General features: G+C 68.4%; 21 protein-coding genes and 1 pseudogene. 16 read left to right on the forward strand and 6 right to left on the reverse strand.

What is annotated here, in order from left to right; genetic code table 11:
- Positions 1 to 146 precede the first annotated feature (146 nt).
- Complete coding sequence (locus EV193_RS22460; RefSeq protein WP_242613581.1) at positions 147 to 1073, reverse strand: DUF4097 family beta strand repeat-containing protein; 927 nt, start codon at positions 1071 to 1073, stop codon at positions 147 to 149.
- A 1-nt stretch (position 1074) separates the two neighbouring features.
- Positions 1075 to 1641 (reverse strand): toxin-antitoxin system HicB family antitoxin, encoded by a 567-nt coding sequence (locus EV193_RS22465; protein ID WP_130346195.1) that lies wholly within the window; start codon positions 1639 to 1641, stop codon positions 1075 to 1077.
- A gap of 143 nt (positions 1642 to 1784) precedes the next feature.
- On the opposite strand from EV193_RS22465, the gene thyX reads away from it, so the two are divergent.
- The 12 genes and pseudogenes from thyX to EV193_RS22520 all read left to right on the forward strand — a co-directional run bounded on the left by thyX (position 1785) and on the right by EV193_RS22520 (position 11517).
- The gene (gene thyX, locus EV193_RS22470; RefSeq protein ID WP_130346196.1) at positions 1785 to 2537 is read left to right on the forward strand and encodes an FAD-dependent thymidylate synthase; all 753 of its coding nucleotides are present in this window, start codon (positions 1785 to 1787) and stop codon (positions 2535 to 2537) included.
- An 18-nt stretch (positions 2538 to 2555) separates the two neighbouring features.
- The gene (locus EV193_RS22475; protein WP_130346197.1) at positions 2556 to 3086 is read left to right on the forward strand and encodes a GNAT family N-acetyltransferase; all 531 of its coding nucleotides are present in this window, start codon (positions 2556 to 2558) and stop codon (positions 3084 to 3086) included.
- Positions 3083 to 3478 carry an ACT domain-containing protein gene (locus EV193_RS22480; protein WP_130346198.1) on the forward strand — a complete coding sequence of 132 codons (396 nt, stop codon included), beginning with the start codon at positions 3083 to 3085 and terminating at the stop codon, positions 3476 to 3478. The genes EV193_RS22475 and EV193_RS22480 overlap by 4 nt, the downstream gene beginning before the upstream one ends.
- Positions 3479 to 3506: 28 nt before the next feature.
- Positions 3507 to 5045 (forward strand): serine/threonine-protein kinase, encoded by a 1539-nt coding sequence (locus tag EV193_RS22485; RefSeq protein ID WP_242613582.1) that lies wholly within the window; start codon positions 3507 to 3509, stop codon positions 5043 to 5045.
- Positions 5046 to 5140: 95 nt separating this feature from the next.
- Entirely contained in the window at positions 5141 to 6661 is a 1521-nt protein-coding gene (locus tag EV193_RS22490) for a serine/threonine-protein kinase (protein ID WP_242613583.1), read from the forward strand.
- Between the two features lie 34 nt (positions 6662 to 6695).
- The gene (locus EV193_RS22495) at positions 6696 to 7322 is read left to right on the forward strand and encodes a TIGR03085 family metal-binding protein (RefSeq protein ID WP_130346199.1); all 627 of its coding nucleotides are present in this window, start codon (positions 6696 to 6698) and stop codon (positions 7320 to 7322) included.
- 34 nt (positions 7323 to 7356) lie between these two features.
- Entirely contained in the window at positions 7357 to 8379 is a 1023-nt protein-coding gene (gene dapA / locus EV193_RS22500; RefSeq protein ID WP_130346200.1) for a 4-hydroxy-tetrahydrodipicolinate synthase, read from the forward strand.
- Positions 8376 to 10055: a ribonuclease J gene (locus tag EV193_RS22505; protein ID WP_130346201.1), complete on the forward strand. Its 1680-nt coding sequence runs from the start codon at positions 8376 to 8378 to the stop codon at positions 10053 to 10055. The genes dapA and EV193_RS22505 overlap by 4 nt, the downstream gene beginning before the upstream one ends.
- A 41-nt stretch (positions 10056 to 10096) precedes the next feature.
- Positions 10097 to 10333 carry a type II toxin-antitoxin system Phd/YefM family antitoxin gene (locus tag EV193_RS22510; protein ID WP_130346202.1) on the forward strand — a complete coding sequence of 79 codons (237 nt, stop codon included), beginning with the start codon at positions 10097 to 10099 and terminating at the stop codon, positions 10331 to 10333.
- Positions 10330 to 10710, forward strand: a complete 381-nt coding sequence (locus EV193_RS22515; RefSeq protein WP_130346203.1) for a type II toxin-antitoxin system death-on-curing family toxin — start codon at positions 10330 to 10332, stop codon at positions 10708 to 10710. Before EV193_RS22510 ends, EV193_RS22515 begins: the two co-directional genes overlap by 4 nt.
- A 43-nt stretch (positions 10711 to 10753) precedes the next feature.
- A pseudogene (locus EV193_RS33470) lies at positions 10754 to 10936 on the forward strand (helix-turn-helix transcriptional regulator); the annotation flags it as partial.
- Positions 10933 to 11517, forward strand: coding sequence for a hypothetical protein (locus EV193_RS22520; protein ID WP_130346204.1), 585 nt, complete (start codon positions 10933 to 10935; stop codon positions 11515 to 11517). The pseudogene EV193_RS33470 and the gene EV193_RS22520, both read left to right, overlap by 4 nt.
- A gap of 5 nt (positions 11518 to 11522) precedes the next feature.
- On the opposite strand, the gene EV193_RS22525 is transcribed toward EV193_RS22520, so the two are convergent.
- The 3 genes from EV193_RS22525 to EV193_RS22535 are packed head-to-tail and all read right to left on the reverse strand — an operon-like array spanning position 11523 to position 13147.
- The gene (locus EV193_RS22525; RefSeq protein WP_130346205.1) at positions 11523 to 11867 is read right to left on the reverse strand and encodes a type II toxin-antitoxin system PemK/MazF family toxin; all 345 of its coding nucleotides are present in this window, start codon (positions 11865 to 11867) and stop codon (positions 11523 to 11525) included.
- A complete protein-coding gene (locus EV193_RS22530; RefSeq protein WP_130346206.1) occupies positions 11861 to 12115 on the reverse strand; it encodes a ribbon-helix-helix domain-containing protein in 255 nt (84 codons plus the stop codon). The genes EV193_RS22525 and EV193_RS22530 overlap by 7 nt, the downstream gene beginning before the upstream one ends.
- A 33-nt stretch (positions 12116 to 12148) precedes the next feature.
- Positions 12149 to 13147, reverse strand: coding sequence for an EamA family transporter (locus EV193_RS22535; protein ID WP_130346207.1), 999 nt, complete (start codon positions 13145 to 13147; stop codon positions 12149 to 12151).
- A 94-nt stretch (positions 13148 to 13241) separates the two neighbouring features.
- Between EV193_RS22535 and EV193_RS22540 the strand changes: the two genes are divergently transcribed.
- Positions 13242 to 13730, forward strand: coding sequence for an Lrp/AsnC family transcriptional regulator (locus EV193_RS22540; protein ID WP_242613584.1), 489 nt, complete (start codon positions 13242 to 13244; stop codon positions 13728 to 13730).
- A gap of 18 nt (positions 13731 to 13748) precedes the next feature.
- Here EV193_RS22540 and EV193_RS22545 read toward each other — a convergent pair whose 3' ends face one another.
- Positions 13749 to 14600 carry a lysophospholipid acyltransferase family protein gene (locus EV193_RS22545; RefSeq protein ID WP_130346209.1) on the reverse strand — a complete coding sequence of 284 codons (852 nt, stop codon included), beginning with the start codon at positions 14598 to 14600 and terminating at the stop codon, positions 13749 to 13751.
- A 131-nt stretch (positions 14601 to 14731) separates the two neighbouring features.
- Here EV193_RS22545 and EV193_RS22550 point away from each other — a divergent pair, with 131 nt between their 5' ends.
- The 3 genes from EV193_RS22550 to EV193_RS22560 all read left to right on the forward strand — a co-directional run bounded on the left by EV193_RS22550 (position 14732) and on the right by EV193_RS22560 (position 19175).
- A complete protein-coding gene (locus tag EV193_RS22550) occupies positions 14732 to 17182 on the forward strand; it encodes an FtsK/SpoIIIE family DNA translocase (protein ID WP_130346210.1) in 2451 nt (816 codons plus the stop codon).
- 92 nt (positions 17183 to 17274) lie between these two features.
- Positions 17275 to 18597, forward strand: a complete 1323-nt coding sequence (locus EV193_RS22555) for an AAA family ATPase (protein ID WP_130346211.1) — start codon at positions 17275 to 17277, stop codon at positions 18595 to 18597.
- Complete coding sequence (locus EV193_RS22560) at positions 18594 to 19175, forward strand: RloB family protein (protein ID WP_130346212.1); 582 nt, start codon at positions 18594 to 18596, stop codon at positions 19173 to 19175. The genes EV193_RS22555 and EV193_RS22560 overlap by 4 nt, the downstream gene beginning before the upstream one ends.
- Positions 19176 to 19210 lie beyond the last annotated feature (35 nt).

Raw genomic sequence — 19210 nt, forward strand, 5'->3', positions numbered from 1 at the left:
CATAGCCTCACGTTCCGGCGACGCGCTGACCTGCACTTTTGTCTTGGCCGCGTACTTTAGCGGGCTAAAGTACGCAAAACATGAACGGAGCGATCGCTAAGTTTCGGACATCTGGGGCGTTGTGCAGTGAAGTCTGAGACGGGTGCTCAGCTTGCGCGGGTGATCACGGCGCTGCCGGAGCCGGTGCGGCCGCGTACTCGCAGGCCCGGTTCCTCTGTCGGCGGTGTGTCGGACAGGTCCAGCTCGCTGCGTGCGGTGCCGGCTCCGGAGGACAGGTCCACCTCGGCCCGTGTGCCGGCCTTGACGCCGACTCGAATCCGCCCGGAGCCGGTGGTCATGTCGATCTGACCGGCCCGCGCGCTGGCGATCGTCACGTCGCCGCTGCCGGTGCGCACCATGACATCGCCGTCCACCGCGCCGAACCAGATGCCGCCGGTGCCGGTGCCGACCGAGGTGGTCCCGCCGACGGCGGCCACGTCCACGTCGCCGCTGCCGGACCGGGCCCGCAGCCCGCGGGTCATCTCACCCAACCGGATCGTCCCCGAGCCGGTGCGCACGGTGGCGACACCGGTGGCGCTCGCGGTGGTGACGTCGCCGGTCGCGGTCGACAGGTCGAGCCGCCCTGCCTCGCCGGAGGTCGTCACGTTCGCCGAGCCGGCGCGCACGTTGATGTGCGATCCGGCCGGTGCCTCGATGGTCACGGAGATCGGAACTCCGCGCAGTGCCAGGGAAGTCGGCGTGCGAACCACGAGCCGAGTGCCGGTCAGGTCGATCCGGGACTGGCGCACCGCGTCTGCCGGGCTCGCCTCCTGCTGCTCGGCGCCGCCGAACTGGCCGCCGATCCAGGTCATCAGGCTGGACAGGCTCTGCGCGAACGGGTTCGCGTCGTGCGGGTCGTGCCGCAGTTCCACTCGGGCGCCGGGCTTGTCGACCAGGTTCACGGCGACCCGGCCGGAGCCGAGCGTGATGTCCAGTTCGAGCACGCCGTCGATGTCGAACTCGTCCCGCCGGACGACCTCGGCGTCGCCGTTGTCCCCGCCATTGTCCACTGTGGACTCGTTGGTCTCGCTCACGTCACCCCTCCGTCCAGCCGCGCACGCGCGAGCCGCCGCCGGAGCCGGGCTCGCCGCCACGCTTGCGCTGTTCGTCGGCCCAGTTCCACGGGCCCTTGCCGCCCCACGGTCCGCCCTTGCCGCCCTTGCCGCGCAGCGCGCCCTGGACGGCCTGCGTGACGTAGGTGTTCAGCGAGACGCCCTGGGCGGCGGCCGCCTGCTCGGCCTTGCCCTTGAGCTCCTCGAACAGCCGCAGGGTCATCCGGCTGACGTCGCCGCTGTCCCCGGTCGGCGCGGACATCGGCGGGTCCTGGTCGATCTCGGGCTCATCGGGCTCGACGTGGCTGGGCGCGCCGGTCACCACGACCGACACGTCCCGGCCGTCCAGCCGGACCTCGACGACCTGCCCGTCCAGCGAGGCGGTCACCTCGGCGGCGAGGTCGGCCAGCGCGTTCATGATCGCGAGGCGGGCGGCGGGCTCCAGCGCGGCGGACAACAGCGCGGCGGCTCGCCGGGTGCTCTCGTCGCCCGCGGAGGCGGTGGTGCTGAGGTCCTCGCGAAGCGCGGCGAGGTACGGCGTCAGGTCCATGACACCAATGTGACGTCATTCGTGGTGTCTGTCAAGGAAGTCGCGATGTCTCGATGGTGTCACGCCATGTCGTTCGCTGCGACCGGAGCCGCCCCGGTTACCCTCCTCGAGGCAGTGCGTGCAGGAAGAAAGGGGTCCGTGGCGTGACCGAAACCGTGTCGCCCAAAGTCCAGCTCATCGCCAAGACCGAATTCTTCCCGCCGGTCGACGTGCCGTGGTCGACCGACACCGACGGCGGCCAGGCGCTCGCCGAGTTCGCCGGCCGCGCGTGCTACCAGTCGTGGAAAAAGCCCAACCCCGCGACCGCGACGAACGCCGGGTACATCCAACATATCCTCGAGGTCGGCCACCTCTCCGTGCTCGAGCACGGCAGCGTCAGCTTCTACATCACCGGCATCTCGCGCTCGCTGACCCACGAGCTGATCCGGCACCGGCACTTCTCCTACTCGCAGCTCTCGCAGCGCTACGTGCCGGAGAAGGAAGCGGCGATGGTCGAGCCGGACGTGATCGCGAACAACCCGGAGCTGCACGCCAAGTTCATGGCCGCGGCCGAGGCCAGTGTCGCCGCCTACAACGAGCTGCTCGCCGGTCTGCAGAAGGAGTTCGCCGACGTCGAGAACGGCACCCTGCGCCGCAAGCAGGCTCGTCAGGCCGCGCGCGCGATCCTGCCCAACGCGACCGAGACGCGCATCGTGGTCACCGGCAACTACCGCGCCTGGCGGCACTTCATCGCCATGCGCGCCACCGAGGCGGCCGACGTCGAGATCCGCGCGCTCGCCGTGGAATGCCTGCGCCAGTTGCAGAAGGTCGCGCCGAACGTGTTCGACGACTTCAGTCTGTCCACTTTGGACGACGGGACCGAAGTGGCGTCCAGCCCGCTGGTCACCGAGGGCTGAGCCCTGGACCTGAAGACCGTGGCCGTCGCCGATCTGCCCGGTGACGCGATCGCCGAGGTCTACACGGCGGCCTTCGCCGAGCCGCCCTACAGCCAGCAGCGGGACAAGACCGAGCGGGCGATGGCCCTGCTGCCCACGATCGCCGTCCAGCCCGGCGCCCGTGCGGTGCTGGCCAGGATGGACGGCGAACTGGTCGGCGGCGCGTGGGGCTGGCGCACCCCACCCGGCCTGTGCGCCGAGGACGGGCCGTACCCGCGCCGGCTCTACGACGGGATCGGCGTGGCGCTCGGTGGTGCCGACGCGGCCGAGCGGCTCCTGGTCGGACGGTTCGAGGTGTCCTCGCTGTTCGTGCACCCCGACCACCAGGGCGCGGGCATCGGGCGGGCGCTGCTGACGCACCTGGTCGACGGCACGTCGGCCTGGCTGCTGAGCTGGCTGGCCAGCGCGGCGTTACCCGCGTACCGGCGTTGGGGTTGGCGGGAGCGCGTGAAGTTCACCAGTGGCGAGGCCGACGTGGCGCTGCTGACCATCGAGGAGGTGCCCGGGTGAAGCGACTGTCGCTGGACGTGCGGCCGGGGGAGTACACCGTGCTGCGGCTGGCCGCCGACGCCACGGTGCCGGAGAACCTGTTGCGCGCCAACGGTTTCGTGTCGGTGACCCGAACCCCGGACGAGCTGTCCGTCGTGTGCCCGGCCGCCGTGGCGCCCGCCGCCGAGCTGAGCAAGCCGGGCTGGCGGCTGCTCACCGTGCGCGGGCCGCTGGAGTTCACCCTGACCGGGATCATGGCCGCGCTGTCCGGCGAGCTGGCCGCCGCCGGGGTGAGCCTGTTCGCGGTGTCCACCTACGACACCGACCACATGCTGGTGCCGGCCACCGATCTGGCGCGGGCGGTCGCCGCGCTGGTGGAGGCGGGGCACGAAGTCCACGGAGTCGACAACTGATCTTCGATCGCCCAGTAGGGTCCACGCCGTGGACGACCCCAGGGTGATCGCCGACCGCTACGAGATCGTGAGCGAACTCGGGCGCGGCGGTATGGGCATCGTGTGGCTCGCCGAGGACCGCACGATCGGCCGGCGCGTGGCGATCAAGGAGCTGCACGTGCCGCCCGGCGTGCCACCGGCCGAGCGCGGCGTGTTCGAGGAGCGGGTGCTGCGCGAGGCGCGCACCGCCGGCCGGCTCAACGATCCGGCCGTCGTCACCGTGTACGACGTGCTGCGGACCGACGGCGGCATGTTCATCGTGATGGAGCTCGTCGAGGCGCCGACGCTGGACGACGAGATCAAGGTCGAAGGGCCGCTGCCGCCGAGCCAGGTCGCCGCGATCGGCGAGCAGGTGCTGTCCGCGCTGGAGGCGGCGCACGCGGCGGGCGTGGTGCACCGGGATGTCAAGCCCAGCAACGTGATGCTGCCGTCCAGCCATCGCGCGAAGCTCACCGACTTCGGCATCGCGCAGGCGCACGACGATCCCCGGATCACCACCAGCGGGATCCTGGTCGGCTCGCCGACCTACATCGCGCCGGAGCGGCTGCACGGCGAGGACGCGGGGCCGGCGTCGGACCTGTGGGCACTCGGCGCGGTGCTGTACTTCGCGGTCGAGGGTCGCTCGCCGTTCGAGCGCACGTCCACCGCGGCGACCATGAACGCGATCCTGAACGACACCCCGGTGCTCACCCGGGCACACGGACCGCTCGCAGAGGCGATCATGGGGCTGCTGGAGCGCGATCCGCGGTCGCGGCCGACTCCGGACCGGGTGCGCGCTCTTCTGTCCACAGTGGACTCACCGGTACATCAGACCGGTGGCACGCCGGTGATGACCGGCCCAGTTCCCGTGCGGCGCAAGGGAAATCTCGTCGTGTGGGTGACCGCGGCGGCCGTGCCGCTGGTGGCGTTCCTGGTCACGCTGGTGGTCGTGCTGACCGATGGAGACAAGGACGCCTCGCAGTCCGGCCCCCCGCCGGAGTCGGCGGGAGTCACGACCGGTGCCGCGAAGCCGACCTCCGCCGGGCGCACCTCGTCCGCGCCCACCACGTCGTCCGGCCAGTCGGGCGAGTACGACGGAGACAAGCGGAAATTCTTCGCGGCCGACCCGGACATGGCGGTGTTCGCCGGCGATCTGCAGAATCGCGCCAGCGGCTGCCGGGACGCGCGCACCGGCGTCGTCGCGATGCTCGACCTGAAGTCCGCGGTCCGGTGCCAGCTCAAGTTCTCCGGTGAGACCTACGCGGTCAGCTTCGTGTCGGGTCGAGACCCCTCGGTGTGCGCGCAGATGCGCAACTACTTTCCGGCCGGCGGCGCCACCCTGGCCGGCAGCGGCACCTGGTCCGGCGGCGGGCGCACGGGAACGTGGGCCGACTTCACCCTGCCGCCCGAGATGTCCGGCGGTGTCACCTCGACCACGTACTGGACCTCGGGCGACAGCGTGTGCGCGCTGGCCGAACCGGAGAGCCGGAAGGCCATGCCCATTGGTGAACTGCACGACGCGTGGGAACGGCACATTCGGCCGCGTTGACCGGAGTCCGGTACGGCGCGCGGAGGCGTTCAGTAGCATCCCGCATCGGGTCGGAGGAGGCGGCGACGGACGTGCAGCAGGACCAGGAAAGCGCGGTGACACCAGTGCGAGTGATCGCCGGGCGCTATGAGGTGCGCCGCGAGCTCGGCCGCGGTGGCATGGGCATCGTGTGGCTCGCCGAGGACCGCACGATCGGCCGGCGCGTGGCGATCAAGGAATTGCACCTGTCCGACGGCGTGCCGCCCGTTGAGCGCGCGGTGTTCGAGGAGCGGGTGCTGCGCGAGGCGCGCACCGCCGGCCGGCTCAACGACCCGGCCGTGGTCACCGTGTACGACATCGTGCAGGAGGCCGGCACGACATACATCGTGATGGAGCTGATCGAGGCGCCGACGCTCACCGACGAGGTGAACGTCGAGGGGCCGATCGCCTCGGAGCGGGTCGCGGTGATCGGCGAGCAGCTGCTGTCCGCGCTGGAGGCGGCGCACGCGGCCGACGTGGTGCACCGCGACGTCAAGCCCAGCAACGTGATGCTGGACCCCAACGGGCGGGTGAAGCTGACCGACTTCGGCATCGCCCAGTCGCTGGACGACCCGCGGCTGACCACGAGCGGGATCCTGGTCGGCTCGCCGACCTACATCGCGCCGGAGCGGTTGCACGGCGAGGACGCGGGCCCCGCGTCGGACCTGTGGGCGCTGGGCGCGACGCTGTACTTCGCGGTCGAGGGAATCGTCGCCTTCGAGCGCCCGACCACCGCGTCCACCATGCACGCGATCATGAACGAGACGCCGCAGCTGACGACCGCCCAGGGACCGCTGGCCGCGGCGATCATGGGCTTGCTGATCGCGCCTCCGGAGGCCCGGCTGACCGCGCCGCAGGCCCGTGCGCTGCTCCAGCAGGCTCAGCGCCAGACGGTTCGGCACGCCCACGACATCGACCTGACGAGCCCGCTCGCCGTGACCGCGCGCCAGCGGCCGGGCGCTACCAGGATCGGTGTCGGTGACACCGGTCCGCGGCCCGAACCCAAGAGCCGCAAGGTCTTGGCGATCGTCGCGGCCGTGCTCGCCGCCGGCGCGCTGTTCACCGCCGGCTGGTTCACCCGGTACCTCACACCCGGCAGTGACGAGGTCGAGGCGGGCGAGGTGATCCAGAAGCCGAGGACCGTCGGCGAGGGCGGCGACATCCCGGAGATGTACACGTCCGGCTCCACGACCGGCGGCCTGTGCTTCAACGGCTCGGTCACCAACGGTCAGCCGCTGGTGGACTCGGACAGTGTGGACTGCAAGAACCCGCACAACGTTCAGGTGTTCGGCGCGATGACGATCTACCCGAGGCCGGGCGAGTCCTACGACAAGTTCCCGAACATCGCCTACCCGAAGGGCGACATGGCGAGCATGGTCACCCGGTACTGCTCGCTGCTGTACTCCTCGGACGTCGTGGTCAAGGAGCCGGGCGTCCAGTTGAAGGTGACTCCGCTGCTGCCCAGCGAGGCGAGCTGGAACAAGCGGCCGTCCAGCAGCACCAGCGAGACGTCCAGCGGCCGGGTGTCCTACTGCGCCGTGGAGCGCGCTGACAACAGTCGGCTGACCAAGTCGATCGTCAACGAGGACAACGACTGAGCGCACGTTGTTACCGCCGGGTAATATCAGTCGCATGGGTGTGGCGCGGGACGAGCGGCGACTGTTGTGCGATCTGTTCCACGAGGTCGGGCCGGATGTGCCGACCCTGTGCGGCGGATGGACCGCCCGCGACCTCGCCGCGCACCTGGTCGTCCGGGAACGCAGACCGGACGCGGCCGGCGGCATCCTGATCAAGCCGCTGGCGGCTCGCCTGGCGCGGATCCAGAACTCGGTGGCCGCCAAGCCGTGGCCCGAGCTGGTGGACCTGGTGCGCGGCGGCCCGCCGTGGTGGTTTCCCACGTCCATCGGACCGGTCGACGAGCTGGTGAACGTCGCCGAGTTCTTCGTGCACCACGAGGACGTCCGGCGCGGCACACCGGGCTGGCAGCCGCGGCCCGCCGACCCGAAGCGGGACGCCGCCGTGTGGAGTGCCGCCCGCAGGACCGCGCGGATGATGTTCCGCAACAGCCCGGTCGGCGTGGTGCTCCGCCGAAACGACGGCGAGGAGATCGTCGCCAAGCGCGGACCGAACACCGCGGCCGTGGTCGGCGAGCCCGGGGAACTGCTGCTGTTCTCCTTCGGGCGCAACGAGGTCCGGGTCGAGTTCGACGGCGAGCAGGCCTCGATCGGAGTCGTGCGCGGACTCAGCCGTGGCCTCTGACACGACGGCATGATGAGGAGGTAGCGTCACCATCATGGCTCACGTGACCACATGTCCCACCGCTTCCCCAGGACGCCCGTTCGGGCAGGTGCTCACCGCGATGGTCACGCCGTTCAAGTCCGACGGCGCGCTGGACCTCGACGCGGCCCAGGAGCTGGCCAGCCACCTGGTCGACCTCGGCAACGACGGTCTGGTGCTGAACGGCACCACGGGTGAGAGCCCCACCACCAGCGATCAGGAGAAGTCGGACATGATCCGCGCGGTGGTGGAGGCCGTGGGCGACCGCGCGACCGTGGTCGCCGGCGCCGGCACGTACGACACCGCGCACAGTGTGCATTTGGCGCGCGACGCGGAGAAGGCGGGCGCGCACGCGCTGCTCGTGGTCACGCCGTACTACTCGCGGCCGCCGCAGGCAGGGCTCGTCGCGCACTTCACCGCGGTCGCCGACGCCACCGAGTTGCCCGTGATGCTGTACGACATCCCGCCGCGCTCGATCGTGCCCATCGAGGTGGACACGCTGCGCCGGCTCGCCGAGCACCCGCGGATCGTCGCGGTCAAGGACGCCAAGGGCGACCTGCTCGCCGGCAGCCAGGTGATCGCCAGCACGGACCTCGCGTACTACAGCGGCGACGACGCGGTGAACCTGCCGTGGCTGTCGGTCGGCGCGGTCGGGTTCGTGAGTGTGATCTCGCACGTGGTGGCCGGACGGCTGCGCCGGCTGGTGGACACCTACGAGACCGGCGACGTGTCCACCGCGCGCACCGTGCACCGCGGGCTGCTGCCGGTGTACCGGGCGATGAGCCGGGTGGGTGGCGTGATCTTCGTGAAGGCCGCGCTGCGGCTGCGCGGGCACGACGTCGGTGACCCTCGGCTACCACTGCCGCCGGCGACCGAGGAACAGGTGGAGGCGATCGCCGCCGACCTGGCCGACGCCGGGGTGCCGCTGGACGAGGCGAACTCCTCCGACATGGCCGCCGCACGGGTCGCCGCCGCCGACGCGCGTGCCGCCTACACCCAGCCGACCACGCCGCACACCAACGCCGGGGCCCGCCCGTGACAGGTCCGATCAAGGCGCCGCCCGTACTGCCGGACGGTGGCCTCCGCGTGGTCGCACTCGGCGGCATCGGCGAGGTCGGCCGGAACATGACCGTCTTCGAGTACGGCGGCCGGCTGCTGATCGTGGACTGCGGGGTGCTCTTCCCGGAGGACCAGCAGCCCGGCGTGGACCTGATCCTGCCCGACTTCCGGGCGATCGAGGACCGGCTGGACGAGGTGGACGCGATCGTGCTCACGCACGGTCATGAGGACCACATCGGCGCGGTGCCGTTCCTGCTGCGGATGCGGCCCGAGCTGCCGGTTGTCGGATCGCGGTTCACCCTCGCGCTGCTCGCCGCCAAGTGCCGCGAGCACCGGCTGAACCCGAACTTGATCGAGGTGACCGAAGGGGAGCACGGGCGCTACGGCGAGTTCGAGTGCGAGTTCTTCGCGGTCAACCACTCCATTCCGGACGCGCTCGCGGTGGCCATCCGCACGCCGGCCGGCCTGGTGCTGCACACCGGCGACATCAAGCTGGACCAGTTGCCGCTGGACGGGCGGCTCACCGACCTGGCCGGGTTCTCCCGGCTCGGCGACGAGGGCGTCGACCTGTTCCTGGTCGACTCCACCAACGCCGAGGTGCCCGGGTTCGTCATGCCCGAGCGGGACATCGGGCCGGTGCTGGACACGGTGATCGGCGCGGCCACCCAGCGGGTGATCGTGGCGTGCTTCGCCAGCCACGTGCACCGCGTGCAGCAGGTGTTCGACGTGGCGCAGGCGCACGGCCGCAAGGTGGCGCTGGTCGGCCGGTCGATGGTGCGCAACATGGGCATCGCGACGGATCTCGGGCTGCTGAACGTGCCGGAGGGCCTGCTTGTCGACATCGACGAGGCGCTCGCGCTGCCCGACAACGGTGCGGTGTTCGTGTCCACCGGGTCGCAGGGCGAGCCGTTGTCGGCGCTGTCCCGGATGGCGCGCGGCGAGCACAAGTCGATCTCGATCCGGCCGGGCGACACCGTGGTGCTGGCCAGCTCGCTGATCCCGGGCAACGAGACCGCGGTCTTCGGTGTGGTGAACGGGCTGTCCCGGCTCGGCGCTTCCGTTGTGCACCAAGGGAATGCGAAGGTCCACGTGTCCGGGCACGCGCCGGCGGGGGAGCTGCTGTTCCTCTACAACGCGGTGCGGCCGAGCAACGTGATGCCGGTGCACGGGGAGTGGCGGCACCTGCGGGCCAACGGCGAGCTGGCCGTGCGCACCGGTGTGCCGCGGGAACGGGTGGTGATCGCCGAGGACGGCGTCGTGGTCGATCTGGTGGACGGCCTTGCGTCGATCGTCGGGCGGGTCGAGGTGGGTCACGTGTACGTGGACGGGCTGTCCGTCGGCGACGTCGGCGAGTCGACGCTCTCCGACCGGCTGATCCTGGGGGAGGGCGGCTTCATCGCGATCACCGTCGCGATCGACTCCAACACCGGCCGGGCAGTCGCGCCCCCGACGATCTCCGGGCGCGGGTTCTCCGACGACCCGAAGGCGCTGGACCGGGTCGTCTCGCTGGTGGAGATGGAGCTGTCGCACATCGAGTCGGAGGGGATCACCGACACGCACCGGATCGCGCAGGCGGTGCGCCGGGTGGTCGGCCGCTGGGTGGCGGCTACCTACCGCCGCCGCCCGATGATCGTCCCCACGGTCATTCCGGTCTAACCCGCTTGCCAAGGGTGTGTACAACATGTACACATATACACATGACTGTCGACGACAACGAGCTGCCCATGCGGGACGTGCGCGCGCGCATGGCCGACGTCGTGGATGCCGCCGAGCACCGTGGCGAGATCACGGTCGTCACCCGCAACGGGCGGCCCGCCGCGGCCGTGGTGCCCCTGAGCCTGGTCGCGGAGCGCCGCGTCAACGTGGATACCACCAAGGCCGTCATCGATGACATCCTCGCTGAGGACGCCGGCATTCTCGACCTGCTGAAATGACCGAGCACGTTACCGATGCGGATCTGTTGTACGCCGCCGAGCGATTCCTCGGGGAACCGCCCGCGATTCGGGACCGATCCGCTTTGCTCAGCGCGCTCGGCCGACCGACCGCGACCGTGTTCGGACAGGACGCCTATCCGACGCTGGCGGACAAGGCGGCCGCACTCACCCATTCGTTGTGCGTCAACCATCCACTGGTGGACGGGAACAAACGTCTTGCCTGGGTCGCCGCTCGGCTGCTCTTCGCGCTCAACGGCGCGCGTTTGAAGCCACCGTCGGATCGTGCGGCGGCTGATCTGATCCTGGACATCGCCAAGGGAGAGCGCGATCGCGAGAGCATTGCCGCGGTCTTCGGTGACTGGTCGGCGCCGTCCTGATTCGTTCACACACCAAGGACGCGGTTGGTGCTCCGCTTGCGGCGTCGTTGTGAATACGCAGACCATCGGCTTCCTGGAGCGCGGCGACTACGGCCCGTCGGCGGAGCTGGCGTTGAAGATCTGCGAGTTCTTCCAGCTCCCGGTCGAGGCCGTGTTCTCGCTTCGACCGTTCACCCCGATGTCGAGCCAGCTGTACGGCGCATCGAATCAGGGAGGACGACCATGACCCCGTCTACCGGCAGCGGACGCAAGGGTGGCTTACAGCACCACCGTGAGGTCCTGGCGGCGGCCAAGAACGCCAGCCCGGAGCAACGGCGGGAGTTGCTGAAAGACGCCCGGCGACAGGCGCGAGACCGGCGGCTCGCCCGGCCCGTTCCCCGGTCGTTGGCGTCGCGCGGGAGTCGTCGGGCGCTCGCGCTCTTCACCGCCGTTCCGTTCGTGTGCGGCGTGGTCGGCGCCTATCTGCCCGCTGGGTCTCTCGAGGTTTCCGTCCTGTACGCGATCGGCGGGGTGGAAATGCTGATGGGTTTGTTCCTGCTGCGGCGAGTCACCAGGGAATTGGCCGAGACCGCCGAGGCCGAACTCGATGAGCGGGAACTGGCGGACCGGAACCAGGCACTCAAGATCGCCTACGGCGCGCTGGTGATCGTTCTTGGAATCGTCGCGCTACTCGCCGCGGTCGACGGGCAGCTGCTGCACGCCGTCGACTGGAAGGCGCCGCTGTTCGGAGCGTTCGGCACGGCTGTTCTGCTGCCCTCGGCGGCTCTGGCCTGGAACTGGCGCGATCTGGATGACGACCTCCGCTGACAAGGTCACAGGCCGAGGACGCGGCGCAGGCCCTTGTCGACCTTCTGCATGAGGGAGTCGGGCACGCTGCCCACGCGCTCACCGAGGTCGGTCTTGTCGAGGGTGACGACGCCCGTCACGTTGACCACGGAGTCCTTGGGGAGACCGGTCGCGACGGCGGGCACGAAGACGTTGCCCGGCATCGTCGCCAGCGCGGTGTTGGACGTGATCACCACCACGATCACGGTGGCCAGCCTGCTGGAGTTGTAGGGCGCGGCCTGCACGACCAGTACCGGCCGCTTCTTGGCGGGTTTGCTGCCTTGTGGTTTTCCGAGATCGACCCAGTGAACGCCGCCGCGTTCGATCACCATTCGTCGTTCGCGGCGAGTACGGCATGGCCGGCGCGCACCGCGTCCTCATTCGAGTCGGCGCCTTCCGGGTGGTCGGCGATCAGCGCGACTGCCTCGTCGATCTGCTCGGTGAGCTGGTGTTCGTCCAACCTGGTCAGGTAGTCCTCGGCGGCGCGCGCGAAGAACTCCGATCTGGAGATGCCGAGCTGGGCCGCACGTTCCTCGGCGCGCGAGAACGTGTCGTCCGGGACGGAGATCGCCGTTTTCATGTAACGAGTATAACCCGGTATAACCGGCGCCGGCTACGGTTGCGGATCGGCCGGTGTCGGCTGCGCGCTGGCGGCCCGTTGGACCAGGGTCGCGCCGGCCAGCAGTACCAGCGCGCCGACGATCTGCGCCACGGTCAGCGACTGCCCGAGCAGCGCCCACGCCAGCGTGATCGCCACGATCGGCTCCAGCAGCGCGAGCACGCTGGCGACGTTGGACGGCAGGTGCCGCAGCGCGTTCGTGCCGAGCAGGTACGCGATGGCCGTGCTGAGCACCGCGACCGCCACCAGCAACGTCCACACCGGCGGATGCCACGGGCCGAGGTCCGCCTCCAGCGTGAGGATCTCCGCCGGCATGGTCCACGGCGGCGCGATCACGCACACCGCGACGGCGCCGACCACGAGCCCCCAGGTGACCAGCCCGAGCGGATCGTGCGCCCGCGCGCCGTGCTCGCCGAGCAGGAAGTACGCCGCCGAGCACAGCGCCGCGCCGATGCCGAACAGCAGGCCGAGCGCGTCCAGCGTGAAGCCCTGCCAGAACTGGGCCACCATCGCCAGCCCGGCCAGCGCGAGCACCGTGCCCATCCACATCATCGCCGGCAGCACGGTCCGCCGGACGAATCGCACCCACAGCGCGACGAGCACCGGCGAGGTGAACTCCAGCAGCATCGCCACACCGACCGGAATCCGTGCCACGGCGGCGAAGTAGCACAGTTGAACGCCGGCGACGCCGAGCAGCCCGTACCCGAGGAGCAGCGGCATCTGGGCCTTGCGCACACGCAGCAACGCCGGTCGCACCACGGCGAGCACCACGAGCATGAGCACCGCCGCGATGCCGATGCGCGCGGCGGCGACGTGCTCGGGGCTCAGACCCGCGGTCATCGCCGGCTTGGCCAGTGGACCGGACGAGCCGAACGCCACCGAGGCGAGCACGATCAGCAGCGTGCCGCGCGCCCGGTTGCTAACCGGTGTACGCGCATCAGGCGTAACCGGCGCGGGCGTGCCGTGCGAACCGATGGCCTCGACGTTCTGCATCTCGCCTCCTGACAAGGTATTTTCAGTCCTGAGGCTATCCGGATCGAGTCGGGTCCCGATTGAATTCTGTCCCGCGCTGACGCAAAATAGTTGCGTGCCGAAGCGAACGCTGAACCTGGACGAGATCGACCGAGACCTGCTCGAGGAACTGCAGACCGACGCTGGTCGAACCCTGCGCGAGCTGGGCGACGTGGTCGGCCTGTCGCCGAGCGCGGTGCAGCGCCGGATCGAGGGCTACCGGTCCAGCGGCGTGCTGGCGCGTCAGGTGGCCGTGCTCGACACGTCGCTGATCCCGAACATGGTGATGGCGGTCGTGCTGGTCACGCTCGAACGCGAGTCGCCGCGACACCACGCCGCGTTCCGCAAGCGCCTGCTCGCGGCACCCGAGGTGCAGCAGGCCTACGACGTCACCGGCGAGTGGGATTACGTCGTGATCATCACCGCGTCCGGGCTGCCGCACTACCGGGAGGTGGGGGAGCGGCTGTTCGCCGAGGCGCCGAACGTGCGCAAGTACACCTCGATGTTCGTGCTCAGCCCCGAGCGCACGGGCAGCTTCGTGCCCGTGCGTGAGCACCCGTCATAGTGCGCTCGGCCAGGCCGTTTACGGCCGCCAGGGGCTCTTGCCGTCCGTGGGCCGGGTCGGGTCGTGGAAGCGCGGCACGTCCGGCTCGTCGGTGCGCAGCGGCACCAGGTTGGTCGTGATCGCCTGCATGATCCGCTTGTGCGCGCGCACCGCGTCGCCGGGACGCCCGTGCTCGAGGCCGCTGAGATCGACCTGTGGCCCGAAATGGACCTTGAACGTGGGCCGCCGCACGATCGCCTTCAGCCACGAGGTCAGGTACGGCTGGAAGTCCGACCAGCCGCGCACGGTGTCACAGCCCCAGTACACTGCCTCGTGCGCGCCCCACTGGCTGATCGTGATCACCGGGATGTTCCCGCCGAGCGCCATGCGGGCCACGCCGGTCTTGCCGCGCTCCGGCCACAGGCCCCGCTCGGTGCTGATCTGGCCCTCCGGGTACACCAGCAGCGGCACTTCCATCGTGCGCAGCGACTCGGTGGCCCGGCCGAACGCCTCGGCCACGTTGCTCTTGCCCCGATCGACCCGCAGCTGGCCGCTCTTGCGCAGGAAGTACCCGATGACCGGTGCGTCCAGCAGACCGGCCGTGAGCATGAACCTCGGGGTCACGCCGAGCTGGCGACAGGCGGCGATCAGCACGAACGGGTCGAACATGCCGATGTGGTTGGCCGCGATCAGCACCGGGCGGCCGCGCAGCTCGTCCGGGAACTCGCCGGTGATCTCGATCTTGCCGACCATGCGCACGAACGCGCGGTCCACGGCCGTCATCCAACGCCAGTGGAAGGGAACGGCCACGTCCCTGTTCACCCGTACGCTCCCGTCCTTGCCCCAACCTCGGCGTGTCGGCTCGGGTTCGTCGCTGTGCAGCGCAACCATGGGGGGAGCATGGCACGTCCCAGGTCAGAGACGGAGACCAGGGGGCGGGCCCCCGTCGTTCGCTGTGCGCTGACGAGCGTGACTCGAGTGACTGGTGTGACGAGAGGACAGGGCCGACTACCGTGTTGGGCATGGCAGGGCGGACGACAGCCTCGAAGCGTGGGACCTCGCGAGGGAGCCGAGGCGGTACCCGCACAACCAGAGCAAGCAACAGCAAGCCGTCCTCGACCCGGCGCAAGGCTCCCGCGCGTAAGCCGGCGGCCCGGCGTCCGGGCGCGTTCGCCCGGACCTGGAACCTGATCGCCCGTGGTGCCGGCGGCCTCGCCCGCACCATCGGCCGCACCAAGGACCTGGACCAGGCGCACCGACGCGACGGCCTCGCGTTCGGGCTGATCGCCGTCGCCGTGGTGCTCGGCGCCGCGGTGTGGTGGCGGGCGGCCGGTCCGGTCGGGCGTTACGTCGAGTTCGGCGTGCGCGAGGTGATCGGCGCGGCGGCCGTGGCGTTGCCGCTGGCCCTGTTCGTGATCGGCGTCGCGCTGATGCGGTCCGACGCGCAGCCGGACAAGCGGCCGAGGCTGGTGATCGGCTCGCTGCTGTTCACCCTGGCCCTGCTCGGCATGCTGCATGTGTTCACCGGCGAACCGGTCGACGACAAGGGCTGGCGCTACGCCGGCGGCGCGATCGGGTACGTCTCCGGCGGCCTGCTCGCCAAGGGGGTGACCGCCTGGGTCGCGATCCCGCTGCTGGTGCTCGCGCTCGGCTTCGGCATCCTCGTGTTCACCGGCACGCCGATCCGCGAGATCCCGAACCGGCTGCGCGATCTCGGCATGGACCCGGACGACGCCGAGTACGACGACGACCTCGCCGGTGAGCTGGCCGAGCCGAAGGCCGAGCCCGAAGTGAAGCTGCGCCGTCCGTCGCGCCGCAGGCAGGCCGCGATGAGCGAGGAGCCGCCCGCCGAGCCGGAGCCCGTACCGGCGAAGCCGAAGAAACCGTTGCAGGTCAAGGCAACCCCGCCGCCCGACGTGGAGGCCGCGCCGAAGTCCAAAAAGGACAGTGGCGGACAGCTGGCGCTCACCAGGGTGGTGGACGGCGACTACAGGCTGCCCGATCCGACCCTGCTCGCCGACGGTGATCCGCCCAAGGCCCGCAGCCGCGCCAACGACACCATGATCGAGGCGATCACCGGCGTGCTGGACCAGTTCTCGATCGACGCTCAGGTCACCGGGTTCACCCGCGGTCCGACGGTCACCCGGTACGAGGTCGAGTTGGGCCCCGGCGTGAAGGTCGAGAAGATCACCGCGCTGACCAAGAACATCGCCTACGCGGTGGCCACCGACAACGTGCGCCTGCTCGCGCCGATCCCCGGCAAGTCGGCGGTCGGCATCGAGGTGCCCAACTCCGACCGCGAGATGGTGCGCCTCGGCGACGTGCTGCGTTCGCAGACGGCGGTCAAGGACACCCACCCGATGGTGATCGGCCTCGGCAAGGACATCGAGGGCCACATGGTCACCGCGAACCTGGCGAAGATGCCGCACCTGCTGTGCGCGGGCTCCACCGGTTCCGGTAAGTCCAGCTTCGTCAACTCGATGCTGGTGTCGCTGCTGGCGCGGGCCACGCCGGACGAGGTCCGGATGATCCTGATCGACCCGAAGATGGTCGAGTTGACGCCGTACGAGGGCATCCCGCACCTGATCACGCCGATCATCACGCAGCCGAAGAAGGCGGCGGCGGCGCTGGCGTGGCTGGTGGAGGAGATGGAGCAGCGGTACCAGGACATGCAGGCCAACCGGGTGCGGCACATCGATGACTTCAACAAGAAGGTGAAGTCCGGCCAGATCACCACGCCGCCCGGCAGCGAGCGGGAATACCGGCCGTACCCGTACATCCTGGCGATCGTGGACGAGTTGGCCGACCTGATGATGACCGCGCCGCGCGACGTGGAGGACGCGATCGTGCGGATCACGCAGAAGGCCCGTGCCGCTGGTATTCACCTGGTGCTGGCAACCCAGCGGCCGTCGGTGGACGTGGTCACCGGTCTGATCAAGACGAACGTGCCGTCCCGTCTGGCGTTCGCGACGTCGTCGCTGACCGACTCGCGGGTGATCCTGGACCAGCCGGGCGCGGAGAAGCTGATCGGCATGGGCGACGGGCTGTACCTGCCGATGGGTGCGTCCAAGCCGGTGCGTGTCCAGGGCGCGTTCGTGGGCGACGACGAGATCTCCGCGATCGTCAACTTCACCAAGGACCAGGCGCAGCCGGATTACACGGACGGCGTCACCGCGGCGAAGGCGGGGGAGAAGAAGGAGATCGACTCCGACATCGGAGACGACCTCGACGTGCTGCTGCAGGCGACCGAGCTGGTGGTCACCTCGCAGTTCGGGTCGACCTCGATGCTGCAGCGCAAGCTCCGGGTCGGGTTCGCCAAGGCGGGCCGGCTGATGGACCTGCTGGAATCACGTGGCGTGGTCGGCCCGTCCGAGGGCTCCAAGGCGCGCGAGGTCCTGGTCAAGCCGGACGAGCTGGACGGCCTGCTCTACTCGATCCGCGGCGGCGGCCCGCCGTCCGATGACGACGAGTGAGCATCAAAAACCGCTTCTAACAGTGCTACAGCACGTTCCGTGCGGTTTACTGGCACAGAACGCGGTGAAACATCTCCAGGAGGGAGCTCGCGATGCTCCGTAGCTTCCGGCTCGTCAACCACCGCTCGTTCGCTGACGAGCAGGAGTTGCTCCTCATGCCCGCGACGAAGAGCAGCCGGTCGGTCGTGCCAGTGACCGCCATCTATGGTGCAAACGCCTCGGGCAAGTCCAATCTATTGAGCGGCCTCATGTTCATGCACTCAGCCGTCTTGCAGTCGTTTGCCCGCTGGGAGATCGAAGGGAACATTCCACGGCAACCGTTTCGACTTCGAAGTGAATGTCGAGAATTGCCATCGTCGTTTGTGATTGAAATAGTGGTAGACGGAGTAGCCTATACCTACGGATTTACTCTTGATGACGATTCCATTCATGAAGAGTGGCTTTATTCGTACCCTGAGAAGCGTAGACGCGTACTGTTTGAACGTGTAGGCAGTGACATTAAATTTGGGTCAACGGTAGCTGACCTGAAATCGAGGCTTGAGGTGCTCGAAGAGCTTACTCGTCCAAATGCTCTGTTTCTCAGCGCTGCGGCACGAACGAAGCTTGCGCCGATTATGCCGGTTTACGATTGGTTTCGGTCGAGCCTCCGCATTAGATGGCAGGTTGGTCGAACCTTTCGCCTAGCAGAGGCCGTTCAACGGTTCATCAACCGCCGAGACGGCAACATCAACCGCCTCCTTGCGTTGCTTGCTGCGGCTGATGTTGGTATCACTGGTCTTCGCGTCGAAGAGGCAGATGATCCAACGCTTGTGGCTCGTCTTAGTCGAGTCGAGACACGGCTGGTAGAGGCGGAGGAGGATGACCCTCAAGGTAATCTGCTATCGACGGCCAAAATGGAAAACTTGCGCACTGAACGCGAGTATCTCATTAGGCAGATAGAGGACCGCCGGGCTGAGCTGAAATTTATCCATGGCTCAGGTGGTGAACTGTTCGGACTTGCGGAAGAATCTGCAGGGACTAGATCGTGGCTTGAACTCCTTCCTATAGTCCTCGAGGCGCTTGAGTTGGGCAGCGTCGTCGTGGTGGATGAGATAGATACGAGTCTTCACCCACTACTGACAGCACAGCTAGTAGGGCTGTTTCAAGATGCAGATACGAATCAGAATAACGCCCAGCTGATATTCACGACTCATGACACGACGTTGTTGGGGACAATGGTGGGCGACAGTGTCTTGGAGCGTGATCAGATCTGGTTCGTTGAGAAAGGCCGTCTAGGTGCCAGCAGTCTTTATGCATTGACTGATTTTAAGCCGCGCTCGGGCCAGAATACCGAACGTCGGTATCTCGGTGGCAGCTACGGGGCGGTGCCGGTGCTGGACTCGCAAGAGTTTGCCGACGCAGTGCTGAAATCATGACTCGTCGCGAAAATCGTCGCGGCCGCCGTGGTCCACAGCTTGAAGAACGACAACAGGTACTGATTGTCTGTGGCGGTGAAGTAACGGAGCCAAGCTACTTTCGTGGCCTAAAGAAAGCTGCGCGCAATCCGGCGCTGCGCATCGACGTGCGCGGAAGAGGCGAAGCTCCGATATCGCTGGTGCAATATACCGCTAGAGTTGCCGAAAATGAAACTTACGATCGGGCTTGGTGCGTTGTAGATGTAGATGACTTCGATCTTGAGAGCGTTGTTGCCCTCGCGCGCGATCGAGGTATCGGTCTAGCGGTCTCTAATCCCTGTTTCGAATACTGGCTTCTGCTGCACTTTGTCGCCTGTGTTCGCCCCATGGCCTCTTTTGCGCATGTTGTACCTCAGCTACGTGCGCATGTGCCCAACTATGGCAAGAGTCGTGGCGAATTTCGGTTCGAAATGTACGAGCCGGGGATCCATGCCGCTATATCTCGAGCGAAAGCGCGAACGCCAGATCACCTAAATGCTTGGAGGTTGAACCCGGCAACTGGGGTTTGGCAGCTAGTCGAGGATCTATTGAATGGGTAGTCGAAATGTCTGTCTGTTGTTAGGTGCTGTGCTTT

The organism is Herbihabitans rhizosphaerae, from assembly GCF_004216555.1.
GTDB classification, from domain to species: domain Bacteria; phylum Actinomycetota; class Actinomycetes; order Mycobacteriales; family Pseudonocardiaceae; genus Herbihabitans; species Herbihabitans rhizosphaerae.

What these genes read in the sequence shown, in the direction of transcription:
- EV193_RS22495 (WP_130346199.1), top strand. Translation starts at nt 6,696, where the DNA reads ATGGGTGTGGCGCGGGACGAGCGGCGACTGTTGTGCGATCTGTTCCAC.
- EV193_RS22550 (WP_130346210.1), top strand. Translation starts at nt 14,732, where the DNA reads ATGGCAGGGCGGACGACAGCCTCGAAGCGTGGGACCTCGCGAGGGAGC.
- EV193_RS22510 (WP_130346202.1), top strand. Translation starts at nt 10,097, where the DNA reads ATGACTGTCGACGACAACGAGCTGCCCATGCGGGACGTGCGCGCGCGC.
- EV193_RS22465 (WP_130346195.1), bottom strand. Translation starts at nt 1,641, where the DNA reads ATGGACCTGACGCCGTACCTCGCCGCGCTTCGCGAGGACCTCAGCACC.
- EV193_RS22560 (WP_130346212.1), top strand. Translation starts at nt 18,594, where the DNA reads ATGACTCGTCGCGAAAATCGTCGCGGCCGCCGTGGTCCACAGCTTGAA.
- EV193_RS22555 (WP_130346211.1), top strand. Translation starts at nt 17,275, where the DNA reads ATGCTCCGTAGCTTCCGGCTCGTCAACCACCGCTCGTTCGCTGACGAG.
- EV193_RS22525 (WP_130346205.1), bottom strand. Translation starts at nt 11,867, where the DNA reads ATGGTGATCGAACGCGGCGGCGTTCACTGGGTCGATCTCGGAAAACCA.
- EV193_RS22520 (WP_130346204.1), top strand. Translation starts at nt 10,933, where the DNA reads ATGACCCCGTCTACCGGCAGCGGACGCAAGGGTGGCTTACAGCACCAC.
- EV193_RS22530 (WP_130346206.1), bottom strand. Translation starts at nt 12,115, where the DNA reads ATGAAAACGGCGATCTCCGTCCCGGACGACACGTTCTCGCGCGCCGAG.
- EV193_RS22535 (WP_130346207.1), bottom strand. Translation starts at nt 13,147, where the DNA reads ATGCAGAACGTCGAGGCCATCGGTTCGCACGGCACGCCCGCGCCGGTT.
- dapA (WP_130346200.1), top strand. Translation starts at nt 7,357, where the DNA reads ATGGCTCACGTGACCACATGTCCCACCGCTTCCCCAGGACGCCCGTTC.
- EV193_RS22545 (WP_130346209.1), bottom strand. Translation starts at nt 14,600, where the DNA reads ATGGTTGCGCTGCACAGCGACGAACCCGAGCCGACACGCCGAGGTTGG.
- EV193_RS22515 (WP_130346203.1), top strand. Translation starts at nt 10,330, where the DNA reads ATGACCGAGCACGTTACCGATGCGGATCTGTTGTACGCCGCCGAGCGA.